Raw genomic sequence first — 17,397 nt, forward strand, 5'->3', positions numbered from 1 at the left:
AACCTGCAGGCCGGCGCGGTCTGTGTGCCGGCCTGCAGGGCAGGTGACGCTAAAAAACTACTACACGTCCAGCAGCAGACGCGTTGGGTCTTCCAGCAGCTCTTTGATGGCCACCAGGAAGCCCACGGACTCGCGGCCGTCGATCAGACGGTGGTCGTAAGACAATGCCAGGTACATCATCGGCAGGATCTCCACTTTACCGTCTACCGCCATAGGACGATCTTTGATGGCATGCATGCCGAGGATCGCGCTCTGCGGCGGGTTGATGATTGGCGTAGACATCAGCGAACCGAACACGCCGCCGTTGGTAATGGTGAAGTTACCGCCGGTCAGATCGTCTACGGTCAGCTTGCCGTCGCGGCCTTTGACGGCCAGCTCTTTGATTTTCTTCTCGATATCCGCCATGCCCAGGGCATCAACGTCACGCAGAACCGGGGTCACCAGGCCGCGCGGCGTGGAAACGGCCATGCTCACGTCGAAGTAGTTGTGATACACCACGTCGTCGCCGTCGATAGAGGCGTTCACTTCCGGGTAGCGTTTCAGCGCTTCAACTACCGCCTTCACGTAGAAGGACATAAAGCCCAGACGGATACCGTGACGTTTTTCAAACGCGTCACCGTACTGCTTGCGCAGGTCCATGATGGGCTTCATGTTCACTTCGTTGAAGGTGGTCAGCATCGCGGTGGAGTTTTTCGCTTCCAGCAGACGCTCGGCCACGCGCTTGCGCAGGCGGGTCATCGGCACGCGTTTTTCGCTGCGGGCGCCCAGCGCAGGCTGCGCTGCCGGTGCGGCGGCTGGCGCTTTGGCTTCTGCTTTTGCGTCAGAAGGCCCTTTTGCCAGATGCTTGTCGATGTCTTCGCGGGTCAGACGGCCGCCGACGCCGGTGCCTTTGATGGCTGCCGGGTCAAGGCTGTGCTCGGCCAGCAGGCGACGGATCGCCGGGCTGAGCGCATCGTTAGTTTGCTCTTCCAGAGAGGCCTGCTGGCGCTGCGCCGGGGTAGAGGCTTTCTCTTCCGTTTTCGCGCTGGACTCTTTGCCCGCGCTGTTACCTTCACGCAGGCGACCGAGGATCTGGCGAGAGGTCACGGTGGTGCCTTCATCTTCCAGAACGGCATCCAGAACGCCATCCGCCGAAGCCGGTACTTCCAGTACCACTTTGTCAGTTTCGATTTCTACCAGCACTTCATCGCGCTTAACGCTATCGCCCGGTTTTTTGTGCCAGGTGGCGACGGTCGCATCTGCTACGGATTCAGGCAGGTCGGGAACAAGAATATCTACGCTACTCATTATGTATCCTTTAATTAATCGACGTTCAGCGCGTCATTGACCAGATCTTGTTGCTGCTTCTGGTGAACGGACATATACCCTACCGCCGGAGAGGCGGAGGCCGGGCGGCCTGCATAGCGCAGGGCGGACCCAAATGGAATCACTTCACGGAAATGATGCTGGCTGCAGTACCATGCGCCCTGGTTAAGCGGCTCTTCCTGGCACCAGACAAAATCATGCACGTGAGCATATTGTTTCAGCACGTCCTGCATCGCCTGATGCGGGAACGGATAAAGCTGTTCGATACGCACGATGGCGACATCTTTCTGGTCGTTCTTGCGGCGCTGTTCCAGCAGGTCGTAATAAACCTTACCAGAACACATTACGACACGCTTAACGCCTTTCGGATCCAGCTCGTCAACTTCGCCGATGGCCGGCAGGAAGGTGCCGTTGGCCAGTTCGTCGAGGCTGGAAACCGCCAGCGGGTGGCGCAGCAGGGACTTCGGCGACATGACTACCAGCGGACGGCGCATACCGCGCAGCGCCTGACGACGCAGCATGTGGTAGACCTGAGCCGGGGTAGACGGCACGCAGACCTGCATGTTCTGCTCGGCGCAGAGCTGCAGATAGCGTTCCAGACGCGCGGAGGAGTGCTCCGGCCCCTGCCCTTCGTAGCCGTGCGGCAGCAGCATCACCAGGCCACACATGCGGCCCCACTTCTGCTCGCCGGAGGAGATGAACTGGTCGATAACGACCTGCGCACCGTTGGCGAAGTCACCGAACTGCGCTTCCCAGATGGTCAGGGTGCGTGGTTCAGCGGTGGCGTAGCCGTATTCGAAGGCCAGTACCGCTTCTTCAGACAGTACGGAGTCCCAAACCTTGAACTGGCCCTGACCGTTATGCACATGCTGCAGCGGAGTGTAGGTTGAGCCGTTAGACTGGTTGTGAACCACCGCGTGACGGTGGAAGAACGTGCCGCGGCCCGCATCCTCACCGGACAGACGAACGGGAATACCTTCGTCAACCAGCGTCGCGTAGGCCAGCGTTTCCGCGCCGCCCCAGTCGAACAGTTTTTCACCGGCCGCCATGGCCTGGCGATCGCCGTAAATTTTGGCCACGCGAGACTGCATCTCGATCGCGTCCGGCACGGTGCTGATGCGCTTAGCCAGCTCCTGCAGGCGCTTCATCTCGACCTTGTTCGGGTAGCTCTCATCCCACTCGTGGTTGAGGTACGGCGACCAGGTAAAGGAGTGCATGTTCATCGGACGCAGCTCTTTCACGACGCATTCACCCGCGTCCAGCGCGTCGCGGTAGAGGTTGACCATCTCGGTCGCATCTTCCAGCGTCGCCACTTTTTCCGCTTCCAGCTTGTCAGCGTAGATTTTGCGCGGCGTCGGGTGCTTTTTGATTTTCTGGTACATCAGCGGCTGCGTTGCGCTTGGCTCGTCGGCTTCGTTGTGGCCGTGACGGCGGTAGCAGAACAGGTCGATCAGCACGTCGCGTTTAAAGGTGTTGCGGAAGTCCAGCGCCAGGCGGGTCACGAAGGCCACCGCTTCCGGGTCATCCGCATTCACGTGGAAGATTGGCGCCTGCACCATCTTGCCGATGTCGGTGCAGTACGGGGTAGAACGCGCGTCCAGCGGGTTAGAGGTGGTGAAGCCCACCTGGTTGTTGATCACGATGCGAACGGTACCGCCCACTTCGTAACCCCGCGCTTTCGACATGTTCAGGGTTTCCTGAACCACGCCCTGACCGGTAATCGCCGCATCGCCGTGAATGGTAATCGGCAGCACTTTGTTGCTGCTTGGCTCGTCCAGACGATCTAGACGCGCGCGCACGGAACCGATAACCACCGGGCTAACGATCTCAAGGTGAGACGGGTTAAACGCCAGCGCCAGGTGAACCTGCCCGCCTTCGGTTTCGATATCGGACGAGAAGCCCATGTGGTACTTCACGTCGCCGGTGCCGAGGTGTTCTTTGTGCTTGCCCGCGAACTCGTCGAACAGGTCCTGCGGCTTTTTACCCAGCACGTTGACCAGCACGTTCAGACGACCGCGGTGCGCCATGCCCAGCACCACTTCACGGGTGCCGCTCTTGCCGGCGTGACGAATTAACTCTTTGAGCATCGGGACTAACGCATCGCCGCCTTCCAGCGAGAAGCGTTTTGCGCCCGGGAACTTCGCGCCCAGATAGCGCTCAAGCCCTTCCGCTGCGGTCAGTTCGTTCAGGAAGCGTTTTTTCTCGTCTGCCGAGAAATTCGCGTGGCCCGCCACGGATTCGATTCGCTGTTGGATCCAGCGCTTCTCTTCGGTGGAGGTAATGTGCATATATTCCGCGCCGATGGAGCCGCAGTAGGTTTGCTTGAGCGCGTCAATCAGTTCGCCCAGCTTCATCGTGTCTTTGCCGATAGCAAATGAACCTACGTTAAAGCTTTCCTTGAAATCGGCCTCGGTGAGATCGTGATACGCCGGATCGAGATCGGCCACACGGTCTTGTTTCCACAGCCCCAGCGGATCGAGATTCGCATGCTGGTGACCGCGGAAGCGATAAGCGTTAATAAGCTGCAGGACTTTAACCTGCTTCGCATTGGTGTCAGGGTCGGAAATCGCAGAAGAGTAACGTGAGGCATCCTTCGCCAGACGACGGAAATAATCACGTGTTTTGGAATGGAATTGATCCGGTTTGACCCCTGTACCAGGCAACTGCTGGAACATGGAACGCCAGTTTGCGTCCACTGAGTCAGGATCGGTTAAGAAGTCTTCATAGAGCTGTTCTATCCAGCTCTGGTTCGACCCAGAGAGGTAAGAAGAGTCCAGCCAGGCTTTCATTGCGCCGTTCTGCATCGTGATCCCTTAAGCATTTATATGCTTACTTTCGCCGTAGAAACTACCACGCACACCGCGTGTACGTGCCGGGGTTCACCTGCGAGCTCTACTTGGCCCGCGAAGGAACCTTTAGAAACTGTCTTAGGGTTTCCCCTCACCCCGACCCTCTCCCACGGGGCGAGGGGGAAGGTCGTCGGCAGTTTTTAAAGATTTCCTGCTATCTGTTCCCTCTCCCTTTGGGAGAGGGTTAGGGTGAGGGGAACAGTGCTCCCCTCTCACTACTTACGCACTGCGCTGCAGCAGCATCGACTTAATGTGGCCGATGGCGCGCGTCGGGTTGAGCCCCTTAGGACACACACTGACGCAGTTCATGATGCTATGGCAGCGGAATACGCTGAAAGCGTCACTCAATCCCTCCAGACGACTATCGGTTTCGGTATCGCGACTATCGATCAGGAAGCGATAGGCAGCCAGCAGGCCGGCCGGGCCGATAAATTTGTCCGGGTTCCACCAGAACGACGGGCACGACGTCGAGCAACATGCACAGAGAATGCACTCGTAAAGTCCATCGAGTTTTTCACGCTGCTCGGGAGACTGTAGGTGCTCACGAGCGGGTGGATTTTGCCCATTATTCAATAAGTAAGGCTTAATCTTCTCATATTGTGCATAGAATTGCCCCATGTCTACCACCAAATCGCGAACGACCGGCAGGCCAGGCAGAGGACGAATAACGATTTTCTGACCGGGACGCTGCAGCGCCGAAATTGGCGTAATGCAGGCCAGGCCATTTTTGCCGTTCATGTTCACGCCGTCGGAGCCACAAACCCCTTCACGGCAGGAACGACGGAACGACAGCGTAGGATCTTTTTCCTTCAGCTGCATGAGGGCGTCCAGCAGCATCATGTCGCGACCCTCTTCCGCTTCCAGGATGTAATCCTGCATGCGCGGAGCGTCGTCTACATCCGGGTTATAACGATAAACTGAAAATTCGAGTTTCATTGTCCTGTCTCCGCATTAATAAGTACGAATCTTCGGCGGGAACGCCGGACGCAGTTTCGGTTCCATATTGACGCTACGACGCGTCATGGTTTCCGATTCTGGCAGGTACAAGGAATGGCACAGCCAGTTTTCGTCATCACGATCCGGGTAGTCGAAGCGGCTATGCGCGCCGCGGCTCTCGGTGCGGAAGTTTGCCGACATCGCGGTCGCGAACGCGGTTTCCATCAGGTTATCCAGCTCCAGGCACTCGACGCGCTGGGTGTTGAACTCGCTGGAGGTGTCGTCCAGACGGGCATTTTTCAGACGCTCGCGGATCGCCTTCAGCTGCTCAAGGCCTTTCGCCATCGCGTCGCCTTCGCGGAATACCGAGAAGTTGTGCTGCATGCATTCCTGCAGCGCTTTGCGAATTTCCACCGGATCTTCGCCGTTACGGTTGCCGTTCCAGCGGTTGAGGCGCTCAAGAGAGGCGTCAATTTCGTCATCGGTCGCATCACGCAGCGCGCCCTGCTCGGCAATGGATTCCTGCAGGTGCAGACCCACCGCGCGGCCAAACACCACCAGGTCCAGCAGGGAGTTGCCGCCCAGACGGTTAGCGCCGTGTACCGACACGCAGGCGATTTCGCCCACCGCAAACAGGCCAGGGATCACCACGTCTTCGCCCTGCGCGTTCACGGTCAGCGCCTGGCCGGTCACTTTGGTCGGAATACCGCCCATCATGTAGTGGCAGGTTGGGATAACCGGAATCGGCTCTTTCACCGGGTCAACGTGGGCAAAGGTGCGGGACAGCTCCAGAATGCCCGGCAGGCGGGATTCCAGCACCTCTTTACCCAGGTGGTCGAGCTTCAGCTTGGCGTGTGGACCCCATGGGCCGTCGCAGCCGCGGCCTTCGCGGATTTCGATCATGATGGAGCGCGCCACCACGTCACGGCCCGCCAGGTCTTTCGCATTCGGGGCATAACGCTCCATGAAGCGCTCGCCGTGTTTGTTCAGCAGGTAGCCACCTTCACCGCGGCAGCCCTCCGTGACCAGCACGCCCGCACCGGCGATGCCGGTTGGGTGGAACTGCCACATCTCCATATCCTGCACCGGTACGCCCGCGCGGATAGCCATACCGACGCCGTCACCGGTGTTGATGTGGGCGTTGGTGGTGGACTGATAGATACGGCCCGCACCGCCGGTGGCCAGCACGGTTGCGCGCGCTTTAAAGTAAACCACTTCACCGGTTTCGATGCACAGCGCGGTACAGCCAACCACTGCGCCATCGGCGTTTTTCACCAGATCCAGCGCATACCACTCGGAGAAGATGGTGGTGTGGTTTTTCAGGTTCTGCTGATAGAGCGTGTGCAGCAGCGCGTGACCGGTACGGTCAGCCGCCGCCGCGGTGCGCGCCGCCTGCTCGCCGCCGAAGTCTTTCGACTGGCCGCCAAACGGACGCTGATAGATAGTACCGTTTTCCAGACGGGAGAACGGCAGGCCCATGTGGTCCAGCTCCAGAATCGCTTCCGGGCCGGTTTTACACATATATTCGATGGCATCCTGGTCGCCGATGTAGTCGGAACCTTTCACCGTGTCGTACATGTGCCATTCCCAGTTATCTTCATGGGTATTACCGAGCGCCACGGTGATACCACCCTGGGCTGATACGGTATGGGAACGGGTTGGGAAGACTTTAGAGAGCAGCGCACAGGTCTGGCCGCTCTGGGAAATTTGCAGCGCTGCGCGCATACCTGCGCCACCTGCGCCAATTACGACAGCATCAAATTCTCTGACTGGCAGTTTCATTACACACCCCACACCACAACGAATCCATAAATAACGTAAACCACCAGCGCAACGACAATCGCCAGCTGCAGAGGAAGGCGAATCGCCAAAGGTTTAACGTAATCGGTCAACACCTGCCACATGCCAATCCAGGCATGAATAAGGATGGAGAACAGCGCCAGCAGGGTGAACACCTTGGTGAAGGCCGATCCGAAGAAACCGCTCCAGATCTCCCACGTCAGCGGGCCGCTGGTGGCGAAGAAACCGATCATATAGATGATGTAAAGCGTGAGGACGATGGCGGTAGCGCGGACCAGAATAAAGTCATGTACGCCGTTGCGTCCTAATGCCGAGGCGTTGCTTACCATACGAGAACTCCTGCGAGAAGTGAAAGCACGACAGTAATCACAAAGGAAATGTTAGCGGAGCGTTTCCCGGCTTCGAATGTCTCTTCGAGATAGCCAAAGTCCATCAGCAGATGGCGAACGCCCACCACCACGTGGTACGCCAGCGCGGTGAGAATGCCCCACATGATGAATTTCACGAAGAAGCTGCTCATGATGGCCGAAGCCTGGAGGAATCCTTCCGGAGAAGAGAGGCTTGTTCCCAGCAACCACAGCAGAATGCCGACCGCCACAAACGTAATGACACCGGACACGCGGTGCAGAATGGACGCTATTGCTGTTACGGGGAACCGGATCGTTTTGAGATCCAGATTGACAGGTCTTTGTTTTTTCACATTTCTTATCATGAATAACGCCCACATGCTGTTCTTATTATTCCTTCCTCCGGTCTGCGTGCGGGTCAAGCAGCGTCCTTACTATAACTAAGCGTCATGATAAAACTCCCTTTCAGAAGCTACGACGACACAAAACAACGCTGGGTGGCTCGGGATTAGCAGGGTGTTCCGGAGACCTGGCGGCAGTATAGGCCGTTCACAAAATCATTACAATTAACCTACATACAGTTTGTCGGGTTTTCGCCTGAACAGTGATCCGGGTCACGATAACAACATCTTTTTAATTTTTAATCATCTGATTTGACAAATGTTAAACAAAATTGTTACAAACGTCATTAGAAAAGGCATATAATGCGCAAAAGTTATGAGGTCTTGCTTTCACCTGAGAAATAGTTATGTAACAGTGTGATGGTATTGACCGAAGTTATCAGGACAGTTATTAGTGATAGTCAGGTTTGAATAATTCGGACTGCGAAGACACTGATTTGCTGTTGTTTCACTGATTTTTCATTCATTTACCTGCAAGGCGCCATAGCTCTGTACCCTGGTTTCTCCTCGTGAGCTGAGCGGTAAGCCAAATAACAAACTGGTAACGTTTAAAAATCAGTAGAATGCAAATCCGGTAATTGGCAGTCTTAAGCATAAGGCGCTAAGGAGACCGTAAATGGCTGATACAAAGGCAAAGCTCACCCTAAATGGTGACACTGCTATTGAACTGGATGTGCTAAAAGGCACGCTCGGTCAGGATGTTATTGATATCCGTACGCTGGGTTCTAAAGGGGTATTCACCTTTGACCCTGGATTCACCTCTACCGCATCTTGCGAATCTAAAATCACCTTTATCGACGGTGATGAAGGTATCCTGCTCCACCGCGGTTTTCCCATCGATCAGTTAGCCACCGAGTCCAACTATCTGGAAGTGTGCTACATCCTGCTGAACGGCGAAAAACCGACGCAGGCTCAATACGATGAGTTCAAAACCACCGTTACCCGCCACACCATGATCCACGAGCAGATTACCCGTCTGTTCCATGCGTTCCGCCGCGACTCTCACCCAATGGCGGTCATGTGCGGCATCACCGGCGCGCTGGCGGCGTTCTACCACGATTCGCTGGACGTGAATAACCCGCGCCACCGCGATATCGCCGCGTTCCGCCTGCTGTCCAAAATGCCAACCATGGCGGCGATGTGCTACAAATACTCGATCGGTCAGCCGTTCGTTTATCCGCGCAACGACCTCTCCTACGCGGGTAACTTCCTGCGCATGATGTTCTCAACCCCATGCGAAGAGTACGAAGTGAACCCGGTGCTGGAACGCGCAATGGACCGTATCCTGATCCTGCACGCTGACCACGAACAGAACGCTTCCACCTCTACCGTCCGTACCGCGGGCTCTTCAGGCGCGAACCCGTTCGCCTGTATCGCGGCGGGCATCGCCTCCCTGTGGGGACCGGCGCACGGCGGCGCGAACGAAGCGGCGCTGAAGATGCTGGAAGAGATCAGCACCGTGGAGCACATTCCTGAATTCGTGCGCCGCGCGAAGGATAAGAACGACTCCTTCCGCCTGATGGGCTTCGGTCACCGTGTTTATAAAAACTATGACCCACGCGCTACCGTGATGCGTGAAACCTGCCACGAAGTGCTGAAAGAGCTGGGCACCAAGGACGATCTGCTGGAAGTGGCGATGGAGCTTGAGCACATCGCGCTGAACGACCCGTACTTCATCGAGAAGAAACTCTACCCGAACGTCGATTTCTACTCTGGCATTATTCTGAAAGCGATGGGCATTCCGTCTTCCATGTTCACCGTGATCTTCGCCATGGCGCGTACCGTGGGCTGGATTGCGCACTGGAACGAAATGCATAGCGAAGGCATGAAAATTGCCCGCCCTCGTCAGCTGTACACCGGCTACGAGCAGCGCGATTTTAAGTCTGACCTGAAGCGCTAAGAACGGTTGGGTTCAGCATGATGCCCTCTCCCCCACAGGGAGAGGGTGAAAACATTAAAAACGGTAGCCTCTGGGCTACCGTTTTACTTTTATTTTTGGCAATGCGGACACCAGTAAAATGGCCTTGAAGAGAGCATCATCCTGTCGATGATCCCGCCGCAGCGCTCGCACTTTTTCCCCGCCCGATGAAACACCTTAAACCGGAACAGCGCCCCGTGATGCTTGTTCTCATCCACCGCGCCGCGTGTGTTGTATGACAGGCGCGGGATGTCCAGCAGCGCGTGGGAGAGCACCTCCAGCCGTTCATCGCTTAGCTGAGAGGCCTTGTGGTGCGGCGCCAGCCCCGCTTCCCACAGAATTTCAACCCGCAGATAATTTCCTAATCCCGCCAGAAACGCCTGATCGAGAAATAGCCCAGAAAACTGGCGATTGCGGAATTTCGCTGACAGCAGGCGCGCTTTTACATCGCTTGCCGTGAGGCGCATATCCAGCACGTCCGGCCCGACGCGCTGTAAGAACGGATGCGCAAGCAGTTGCTCCGGCGTTAACATTTCGATATCTGACGCGCTGTAAAGCAGGATGGCTTTGTCCGCCGCCTGCAGCCTGACGCGCAGCACGCGGTTGGTCTCCGGCCGTTCGTCCGCATCTACCACGCGCCAGACGCCGTAAAGCTGATTATGGCTATATAACGTCAGGTTATGGGAAAAATGCGTGAGCAAGGCTTTGCCGCGCGTTTCGATGTGCGTCACCGTCTGCCCCAGCAGCTGGGCTTCAAACGGCTTAAGCTGAGGAAAAGCAAACCAGACCGCGGTCAACGGTTTGCCCTTTATCGCCGCCTCCAGGCTATCCGCCGCGCGGCGGATCTCCGGACCTTCTGGCATGTTATTGTCCTTTAATAATTATTCTGCACTGACAAGGATGCCCGCATCAGAGAACGCCGCCAGCAGGCGGCGCGCAAACCGCAGCGCGTGCTCGCCGTCGCCGTGTAAGCAGACCGTTTCGGCCCGCACCTTCGCGGTGGTGCCGTCAATCGCCGTCACCTGCCCTGACTGCACCATTTCCAGCGTCTGCGCCAGCGCTTTATCTTCGTCGGTAATGAGCGCTCCGGCCTGCGTTCGCGGCACGAGGCTGCCGTCCGGCTGATATCCGCGATCGGCGAAGACCTCCTCGCGGGTCGACAGGCCGTGACGCTGCCCCGCGCGAATCAGCTCGCTGCCCGCCAGCCCCACCAGGATCAGCTGCGGGTTGCAATCCCGCACCGCACGGGCAATCGCATCGGCCAGCGACGGGTCTTTCGCCGCCTGGTTATACAGCATGCCGTGCGGCTTCACGTGGCGCAGAACGCCCTTCTCGGCGCGAACAATCGCCTCCAGCGCGCCAATCTGATAAAGCGTCTGGGCGTAAACCGTTTCGGGTGGGAGCGTCATCGCCGTTCGGCCAAAGTTTTCCCGGTCAGGGAAGCTCGGATGCGCGCCTATCGCGACGTTATTTTTAATTGCGCTGCGCACGCTTTCCAGCATGGTCTGCGCGTCGCCCGCGTGAAAGCCGCAGGCGATATTCACCGACGAGACCAGCGTCATTAGCGCCGCATCGGCATTGCCGCCCTCGCCCAGATCGGCGTTCAAATCAATCTTTACCATCGAGCCTCCACGCCAGCTGTTCCAGATAACGCTGCTGGTCCTGCCGCGCCTGCAGCGCCTCTTCCAGCGAGCACTGCACGAAGTGAATAGGCTGTCCGAGGGGAATTTGCGCCAGATGGTAACGATCGGCGTCGATGATGCAGGCTATTCGCGGATAGCCGCCCGTGGTCTGCGCATCGTTCATTAATACGATCGGCTGACCGTTGCCCGGCACCTGAATCACGCCCGGCAGCAGGCCGTGGGAAAGCAGTTCGCGGCGGGTCGTGCGGGTCAGCGGCTGTCCCTGCAGGCGATAGCCCATGCGGTTACTTTGCGGGCTGATTTTCCACGGCGAGCGCCAGAAAGACTCCTGGGAAGCCTCGTCGAACTCATGATACTCGGGCCCCGGCAGGGCGCGGATATGGTTTCCCCACAGCAGCTGCTTCACGCCCTGGGTGGTGGAAAAATGACGCGCCGACGGTTTTATCGCCAGACGATCGCCGTCGCGCAGCAGGCGCCCCTCATGGCCGCCAATCCCGGCTTTCTGATCGGTGCTCGCCGATCCCATCAGCGCCGGCACGTCAATGCCGCCTGCAACCGCAAGGTAGCTGCGCACGCCGTGCTGTGGCCGTTTAAGCGTCAGGCGCTGCCCCGCTTTTGCCCGCAGGCGCCAGCCCGTCCAGACCGCCATGTCGTCAAGCGTCGCACCGCAGCCCGCGCCGGTTAAGGCAAACCAGGTTTCCTGATGAAACTCAATCACGCACTGGCCGAGCGTAATTTCAAGCGCGGCGGTGCTGCCGGGGTTGCCCACCAGCAGGTTTGCAATCTCAAGCGCCGGGCGGTCCAGCGCGCCGCAGTAGCTCACGCCCGACTGGCGCATGCCGAAGCGGCCCGCGTCCTGAACGGAGGTATAAAGGCCCGCGCGGATAAGCGTTAACATACCCCCTCCTTCTGTGGAATAAAGCGCAGGGTATCGCCCGGGCGCAGAAGCGTCGGCGCCTCCTGCCCCGGCGTGAAGAGTAAGGTGCGGGTGTGGCCGATGAGCTGCCAGCCGCCGGGCGAGGCCAGCGGGTAAATTCCCGTCTGTTCGCCGCCGATGGCGACGGTTCCGGCCGGAACGCTCAGACGCGGCTCGGCGCGGCGCGGCGTATGCAGCTCTGGCGCAAGTCCGCCCAGGTAAGGGAAGCCCGGCTGAAACCCAAGGAACCAGACCACGTAATCAACCGACGCATGCCGCTCGACGACCTGCTTTTCGGTCAACCCGCAGTGCGCGGCAACAACGGATAAATCAGGGCCGCCTTCGCCGCCGTACACCACCGGGATCTCAACCACGCGGCCTTCCGGCTCCAGCGCGTCGCTCTCTTCCCACCAGCGCTGGAGGCGCTCAATGGCGTCCAGCGCCAGCGCGTGCGGATTACGCAGGACAACGGTAATGTTATTCATGCCCGGAATCGCCTCAACGACCTCCGGCGCATCGGCCAGGCGCTGGGTGAGCCGCCAGATCCGTTTTTGTGACGCAAGAGTGACCGGCGGCTCCAGTTCCAGCACCACCGCCGTTTCACCGAGAAGATAACAACGCGCTCGCTGCACTTAGATACCTCTCATCAGGCCGGGTTAGGAATATCGACGAAGGTCACATCCAGATCGGTATTTTCCGTCAGCCACTCGCTAAGCGCGCGAATGCCGCCGCGCTCGGTCGCGTGATGGCCCGCCGCATAGAAGTGCAGGCCCTGCTCGCGGGCCGAGTGGATGGTCTGCTCAGACACTTCACCGGTGATGAAAGCATCCACGCCAAAGCGCGCGGCGCTATCGATAAAGCCCTGCCCGCCGCCGGTACACCAGGCCACGCGCTTCACCGTATCCGGGCCGGTATCGCCGCTCCACAGCGGACGGCGTCCCAGGCGCGCTTCAATCCACGACGCCAGCTCGAGGCCCGGCACCGGCATCGACAGTTCGCCCCACGGCACCAGCGGCTCGATTTCCCCCATCACCGTAATGCCCAGCAGCTGCGCCAGCTGAACGTTGTTGCCAAGCTCGGGGTGTGCATCGAGCGGCAGGTGATACCCGTACAGGTTAATATCATTGGCGAGCAGCGTTTTCAGACGGTTGCGCTTCATGCCGCGAATAATCGGCGATTCGTTCTTCCAGAAGTAACCATGGTGAACAATCACCGCGTCCGCCTGCTGCCGCACGGCTTCGTCCAGCAGCGCCTGGCTGGCCGTCACGCCGGTGACAATTTTCTGCACCTCGTCGCGTCCTTCAACCTGCAGGCCGTTTGGGCCATAGTCGCTAAAAGAGGCGCTGTTTAATTTTTCGTTAATCAGGCTTTCCAGTTCGCTATTTTTCATCATTACTCTCTTAAGCTTTGCGGGCGGCTTCATACGCCGCCAGCGTGGCGACGCGCGCCTGTTTATGGTCAACGATGGGACGCGGATAATCGAGCGTCACGCCCTGCTTGTCCGCCCATCCCCACGGCTCGTGGATCGCTTTCGCCGGGACGTTTGCCAGCTCGGGCAGCCAGCGGCGGATGAACTCGCCTTCCGCATCAAATTTTTGCCCCTGCGTGGTTGGGTTAAAAATGCGGAAATACGGTGCCGCATCGGTACCCGTAGAGGCCGCCCACTGCCAGCCGCCGTTGTTGGCGGCGAGATCGCCGTCAATCAGCTGAGAAATAAAATACCGCTCCCCGACGCGCCAGTCGATAAGCAGATCTTTCACCAGGAAGCTGGCGGTAATCATTCGCAGACGGTTGTGCATCCAGCCGGTTTCATTCAGCTGGCGCATGGCTGCATCGACGATCGGATAGCCGGTCATCCCGGTTTGCCAGGCCTTGAGCTGCTCGTCATTGGACTGCCACGCCACCTTATCGGTCCAACCAATGAAAGGACGATGTTTACATAAATCAGGATGATACGTCATCAGATGGCGGTAAAATTCACGCCAGATCAGTTCGCTGAGCCACACGGCCCCCGCGCCGCCGTCCAGAGCGTCAGGCCGTTCCGCCAGCAGGCGGTGCAGGCACTGGCGCGGGGAGATCGCGCCCAGCGTCAGGCAGGCCGACAGGCGGCTGGTGCCCTCAACGGCGGGAAAATCACGTCGCGCCTCGTAGTCGGCCGCCCCGTGCTTGCAGAACTGGCGCAGCTGGGCAATGGCCGCTTTCTCGCTGGCGGGAAACAGCGCGTCGTCAAACGCCTGCTGCGGATAATGAATCTTCAGCTCGGGCAGCTTCGCGATCGCGTCGCCCCTCACGGCAGGCGCGGCCACGCACTCGGGCAATCCCTCCTTCAGCCGCTTAATAAACGCGTTCTTGAACGGCGTGAACACTTTGTACATCTCGCGGCTGCCGGTCATCACGCTGCCCGGAGGCAGCATCACGCTATCGTCAAAACCCTGGCACACCACCGTCTCCAGCGCGTTCTCCAGCTGGCGATCGCGCTGTTGCTCGTTGTATTCGTACTGGTAGTTATAAAAAAGATCGGTGACGTCATGCTGCTCGCAGACCTGCTTCACTTTTTCGACCTGCGCGGCAAAGTCATCCACCTCTTCATAGATCAGCGGAATGCCTTTTTCGGCGAGGGAACGCTGCAGGTCGTTCAGTTGCGCCGTCAGATACGCGGCCTGACGCGGCGCCATATCGTGCTGCTGCCACTGTTTAGGGGTAGCCACAAACAGCGCCAGAACGTTGGCGCTCGGTGAACGGCAGGCGGCAGCGAGAGCGGTGTTATCGTGGACGCGTAAATCCGCGCGAAACCAAACCAGATGGGTGGGCATAAAACTCCTGGCAATTGTCCATTATGTCCGTAAGGGCATGCCGCCAAAGGGAAAACGGCGTGCTTTTGTTTACTTTGCCATAGAAGTGTAGACGCGATGAAATAAAAAAGGCCGCCCGGGGCGGCCTTAACGCGACGTGTTATTGCGGTGAGAGGGATGCTCTTCGTATCAGTAGAAATCGCAGGTCGCTTTTTCGGCCTGGTCCATCCACACCGGCTTATCGCTGGTTTTCGCCCAGACCCGGTGCAGGTAGCTGTAAAAGCGTGCGCGATCTTTCCAGAACAGCATTACCGGCAGGGCCAGCACGCCGGCCACTACGGCGAAAGTGCGACGCATGAAAACGATATGAGCCGGAAACGCTTTATAAAGATCCATATTTTTCTCCCCTATAGTTGGCCGGAAAGGTCATCCGGAAAATTCAAAATTTGTGAGCTGGCTAAAATAATATCGTTTTGTTTGTAATTTTACTACTCATCCGACCACTTATTTTCATCCATTTAGTGAATATTTACATTCACGCCGTAATTAAGTTACAAGAAAGTTAACAATTTACTTATCAATAGTTAAATTGTGGCCTTTCCATTTTTATACTTTTTTTACACCCTCCCCTGCGATTTTTGCGAAATCTTTGCGCCATAAATCCTACCGTTAGCACATCAACATATGTCACCCGGAGGTGGATTGTGAGTGCAGGTATCATTGCCGGCATCGTGCTGGTATTCCTGTTATTGGCTTATCTGGTTTATGCCCTGATTCATGCGGAGGCATTCTGATGGCTGCTCAGGCATTTTTGCTCATCGCCAGCTTTTTAATGGCGCTGTTTATTCTGGCAAAGCCGCTGGGAACGCTGCTGGCGAGGATGATCAACAACGTGGCGCTGTCGGGCGTAGGCCGTATGGAGAGCGGGCTCTGGCGCATGCTCGGAATACGCGATAGCGAGATGAACTGGCGTCAGTATCTCGCGGCGATTCTGCTGCTGAACGTCCTGGGTCTGATTGCCCTGTTCACCATGCTCATGCTACAGGGCTGGCTACCGCTCAACCCGCAACATTTGCCGGGGCTCTCCTGGCATCTGGCGCTGAACACGGCGGTTAGCTTCGTCACCAACACCAACTGGCAGTCCTACGCCGGTGAAACCACGCTGAGCTACTTTAGCCAGATGGCCGGGCTTACCGTGCAAAACTTCCTCTCTGCCGCCAGCGGCATTGCGGTGATTTTTGCCCTGACGCGCGCCTTTGCGCGGCAGAATACCAGCACGCTCGGCAACGCCTGGATCGATCTGACGCGCATCACGCTGTGGGTTTTACTGCCGATCGCCCTGCTGATTGCGCTGTTCTTTATTCAGCAGGGGACGCTGCAAAACGTGCTGCCGTACGCGCCGTATACCTCGATCGAAGGGGCAAAAGAGCTGCTGCCGATGGGCCCGGTGGCCTCGCAGGAAGCGATCAAAATGCTCGGCACCAACGGCGGCGGATTCTTTAACGCCAACGCCTCGCATCCGTTCGAGAACCCGACGGCGCTAACCAATTTTGTCCAGATGCTGGCGATCTTCCTGATCCCCGCGGCGCTGTGCTTCGCGTTTGGCGAGGTGGTCAACGATCGCCGCCAGGGCCGCACGCTGCTGTGGGCAATGTCGCTGATCTTCGTGGTGTGCGTTGCGCTGGTGATGTGGGCCGAATGGAACGGCAACAGCCACTTTATGCAGCTGGGCGCTGACAGCAACATCAATATGGAAGGTAAAGAGAGCCGCTTCGGCATTCTCGCCAGCAGCCTGTACGCCGTGGTGACGACGGCCGCCTCCTGCGGCGCGGTAAACGCCATGCATGACTCCTTTACCGCGCTGGGCGGCATGATCCCAATGTGGCTGATGCAGATTGGTGAGGTGGTGTTTGGCGGCGTGGGCTCTGGCCTGTACGGCATGCTGCTGTTCGTGCTGCTGGCGGTGTTTATCGCCGGCCTGATGATAGGCCGCACGCCGGAATATCTGGGGAAAAAAATCGACGTGCGGGAGATGAAGTTTACCGCGCTGGCGATTCTGGTCACCCCTGCCCTCGTGCTGCTCGGCACCGCGCTGGCGCTGATGACCGACGCCGGACGCAGCGGCATCTTCAACCCCGGCATCCACGGCTTTAGCGAAGTGCTGTACGCCGTATCGTCTGCCGCCAACAACAACGGCAGCGCCTTTGCGGGCCTGAGCGCCAATTCGCCGTTCTGGAACTGCCTGCTGGCCTTCTGCATGTTCGCGGGCCGCTTCGGCGTGATTATTCCGGTGATGGCGATCGCCGGGTCGCTGGCGGGCAAAAAAATCCAGCCCACCACCGTGGGCACATTGCCGACCCACGGCGCGCTGTTTATCGGCCTGCTGATTGGCACCGTGCTGCTGGTCGGCGCGCTGACCTTTATCCCCGCCCTCGCGCTTGGCCCGGTCGCGGAACATCTCTCTTTACGCTGATTTTGCGGAGTATTTGA

At 58.1% G+C, this 17,397-nt stretch carries 16 protein-coding genes; 3 read left to right on the forward strand and 13 right to left on the reverse strand.

Annotated elements, in window-relative coordinates:
• Positions 1 to 60: 60 nt before the first annotated feature.
• From odhB to sdhC, 6 genes are all read right to left on the reverse strand, one after another.
• Positions 61 to 1,287 (reverse strand): 2-oxoglutarate dehydrogenase complex dihydrolipoyllysine-residue succinyltransferase, encoded by a 1,227-nt coding sequence (gene odhB, locus DBY73_RS12565; protein WP_112011471.1) that lies wholly within the window; start codon positions 1,285 to 1,287, stop codon positions 61 to 63.
• 14 nt (positions 1,288 to 1,301) lie between these two features.
• Positions 1,302 to 4,109, reverse strand: coding sequence for a 2-oxoglutarate dehydrogenase E1 component (sucA, locus tag DBY73_RS12570; protein ID WP_112011472.1), 2,808 nt, complete (start codon positions 4,107 to 4,109; stop codon positions 1,302 to 1,304).
• A gap of 264 nt (positions 4,110 to 4,373) precedes the next feature.
• A complete protein-coding gene (sdhB, locus tag DBY73_RS12575; protein ID WP_112011473.1) occupies positions 4,374 to 5,090 on the reverse strand; it encodes a succinate dehydrogenase iron-sulfur subunit SdhB in 717 nt (238 codons plus the stop codon).
• A 15-nt stretch (positions 5,091 to 5,105) separates the two neighbouring features.
• Complete coding sequence (gene sdhA / locus DBY73_RS12580) at positions 5,106 to 6,872, reverse strand: succinate dehydrogenase flavoprotein subunit (protein WP_112011474.1); 1,767 nt, start codon at positions 6,870 to 6,872, stop codon at positions 5,106 to 5,108.
• The gene (gene sdhD / locus DBY73_RS12585) at positions 6,872 to 7,219 is read right to left on the reverse strand and encodes a succinate dehydrogenase membrane anchor subunit (protein WP_112011475.1); all 348 of its coding nucleotides are present in this window, start codon (positions 7,217 to 7,219) and stop codon (positions 6,872 to 6,874) included. The genes sdhA and sdhD overlap by 1 nt, the downstream gene beginning before the upstream one ends.
• A complete protein-coding gene (gene sdhC, locus DBY73_RS12590) occupies positions 7,213 to 7,617 on the reverse strand; it encodes a succinate dehydrogenase cytochrome b556 subunit (RefSeq protein WP_181573234.1) in 405 nt (134 codons plus the stop codon). The genes sdhD and sdhC overlap by 7 nt, the downstream gene beginning before the upstream one ends.
• A gap of 637 nt (positions 7,618 to 8,254) precedes the next feature.
• Here sdhC and DBY73_RS12605 point away from each other — a divergent pair.
• Positions 8,255 to 9,538: a citrate synthase gene (locus tag DBY73_RS12605; protein ID WP_014831112.1), complete on the forward strand. Its 1,284-nt coding sequence runs from the start codon at positions 8,255 to 8,257 to the stop codon at positions 9,536 to 9,538.
• An 89-nt stretch (positions 9,539 to 9,627) separates the two neighbouring features.
• Here DBY73_RS12605 and nei read toward each other — a convergent pair whose 3' ends face one another.
• The 7 genes from nei to DBY73_RS12640 all read right to left on the reverse strand — a co-directional run bounded on the left by nei (position 9,628) and on the right by DBY73_RS12640 (position 15,303).
• The gene (nei, locus tag DBY73_RS12610; protein WP_112011476.1) at positions 9,628 to 10,419 is read right to left on the reverse strand and encodes an endonuclease VIII; all 792 of its coding nucleotides are present in this window, start codon (positions 10,417 to 10,419) and stop codon (positions 9,628 to 9,630) included.
• Between the two features lie 18 nt (positions 10,420 to 10,437).
• Entirely contained in the window at positions 10,438 to 11,178 is a 741-nt protein-coding gene (gene pxpA / locus DBY73_RS12615; RefSeq protein ID WP_112011477.1) for a 5-oxoprolinase subunit PxpA, read from the reverse strand.
• Positions 11,165 to 12,097 carry a 5-oxoprolinase subunit PxpC gene (gene pxpC / locus DBY73_RS12620; protein ID WP_112011478.1) on the reverse strand — a complete coding sequence of 311 codons (933 nt, stop codon included), beginning with the start codon at positions 12,095 to 12,097 and terminating at the stop codon, positions 11,165 to 11,167. The genes pxpA and pxpC overlap by 14 nt, the downstream gene beginning before the upstream one ends.
• Complete coding sequence (gene pxpB, locus DBY73_RS12625) at positions 12,091 to 12,747, reverse strand: 5-oxoprolinase subunit PxpB (RefSeq protein WP_112011479.1); 657 nt, start codon at positions 12,745 to 12,747, stop codon at positions 12,091 to 12,093. Before pxpB ends, pxpC begins: the two co-directional genes overlap by 7 nt.
• Positions 12,748 to 12,761: 14 nt before the next feature.
• Entirely contained in the window at positions 12,762 to 13,505 is a 744-nt protein-coding gene (locus DBY73_RS12630; RefSeq protein WP_112011564.1) for a type 2 GTP cyclohydrolase I, read from the reverse strand.
• A gap of 10 nt (positions 13,506 to 13,515) precedes the next feature.
• On the reverse strand, positions 13,516 to 14,928 hold the full coding sequence (phrB, locus tag DBY73_RS12635; protein WP_112011480.1) for a deoxyribodipyrimidine photo-lyase: 1,413 nt from the start codon (positions 14,926 to 14,928) through the stop codon (positions 13,516 to 13,518).
• A gap of 168 nt (positions 14,929 to 15,096) precedes the next feature.
• Complete coding sequence (locus DBY73_RS12640; RefSeq protein WP_112011481.1) at positions 15,097 to 15,303, reverse strand: YbfA family protein; 207 nt, start codon at positions 15,301 to 15,303, stop codon at positions 15,097 to 15,099.
• 308 nt (positions 15,304 to 15,611) lie between these two features.
• Between DBY73_RS12640 and kdpF the strand changes: the two genes are divergently transcribed.
• Both kdpF and kdpA read left to right on the forward strand, forming a co-directional pair.
• A complete protein-coding gene (kdpF, locus tag DBY73_RS12645; RefSeq protein ID WP_112011482.1) occupies positions 15,612 to 15,701 on the forward strand; it encodes a K(+)-transporting ATPase subunit F in 90 nt (29 codons plus the stop codon).
• Positions 15,701 to 17,380, forward strand: a complete 1,680-nt coding sequence (gene kdpA, locus DBY73_RS12650) for a potassium-transporting ATPase subunit KdpA (protein ID WP_112011483.1) — start codon at positions 15,701 to 15,703, stop codon at positions 17,378 to 17,380. Before kdpF ends, kdpA begins: the two co-directional genes overlap by 1 nt.
• Positions 17,381 to 17,397 lie beyond the last annotated feature (17 nt).

Origin of the sequence: Enterobacter sp. RIT418, assembly GCF_003057745.1 — a bacterium.
Classification (GTDB): Bacteria; Pseudomonadota; Gammaproteobacteria; order Enterobacterales; family Enterobacteriaceae; genus Enterobacter.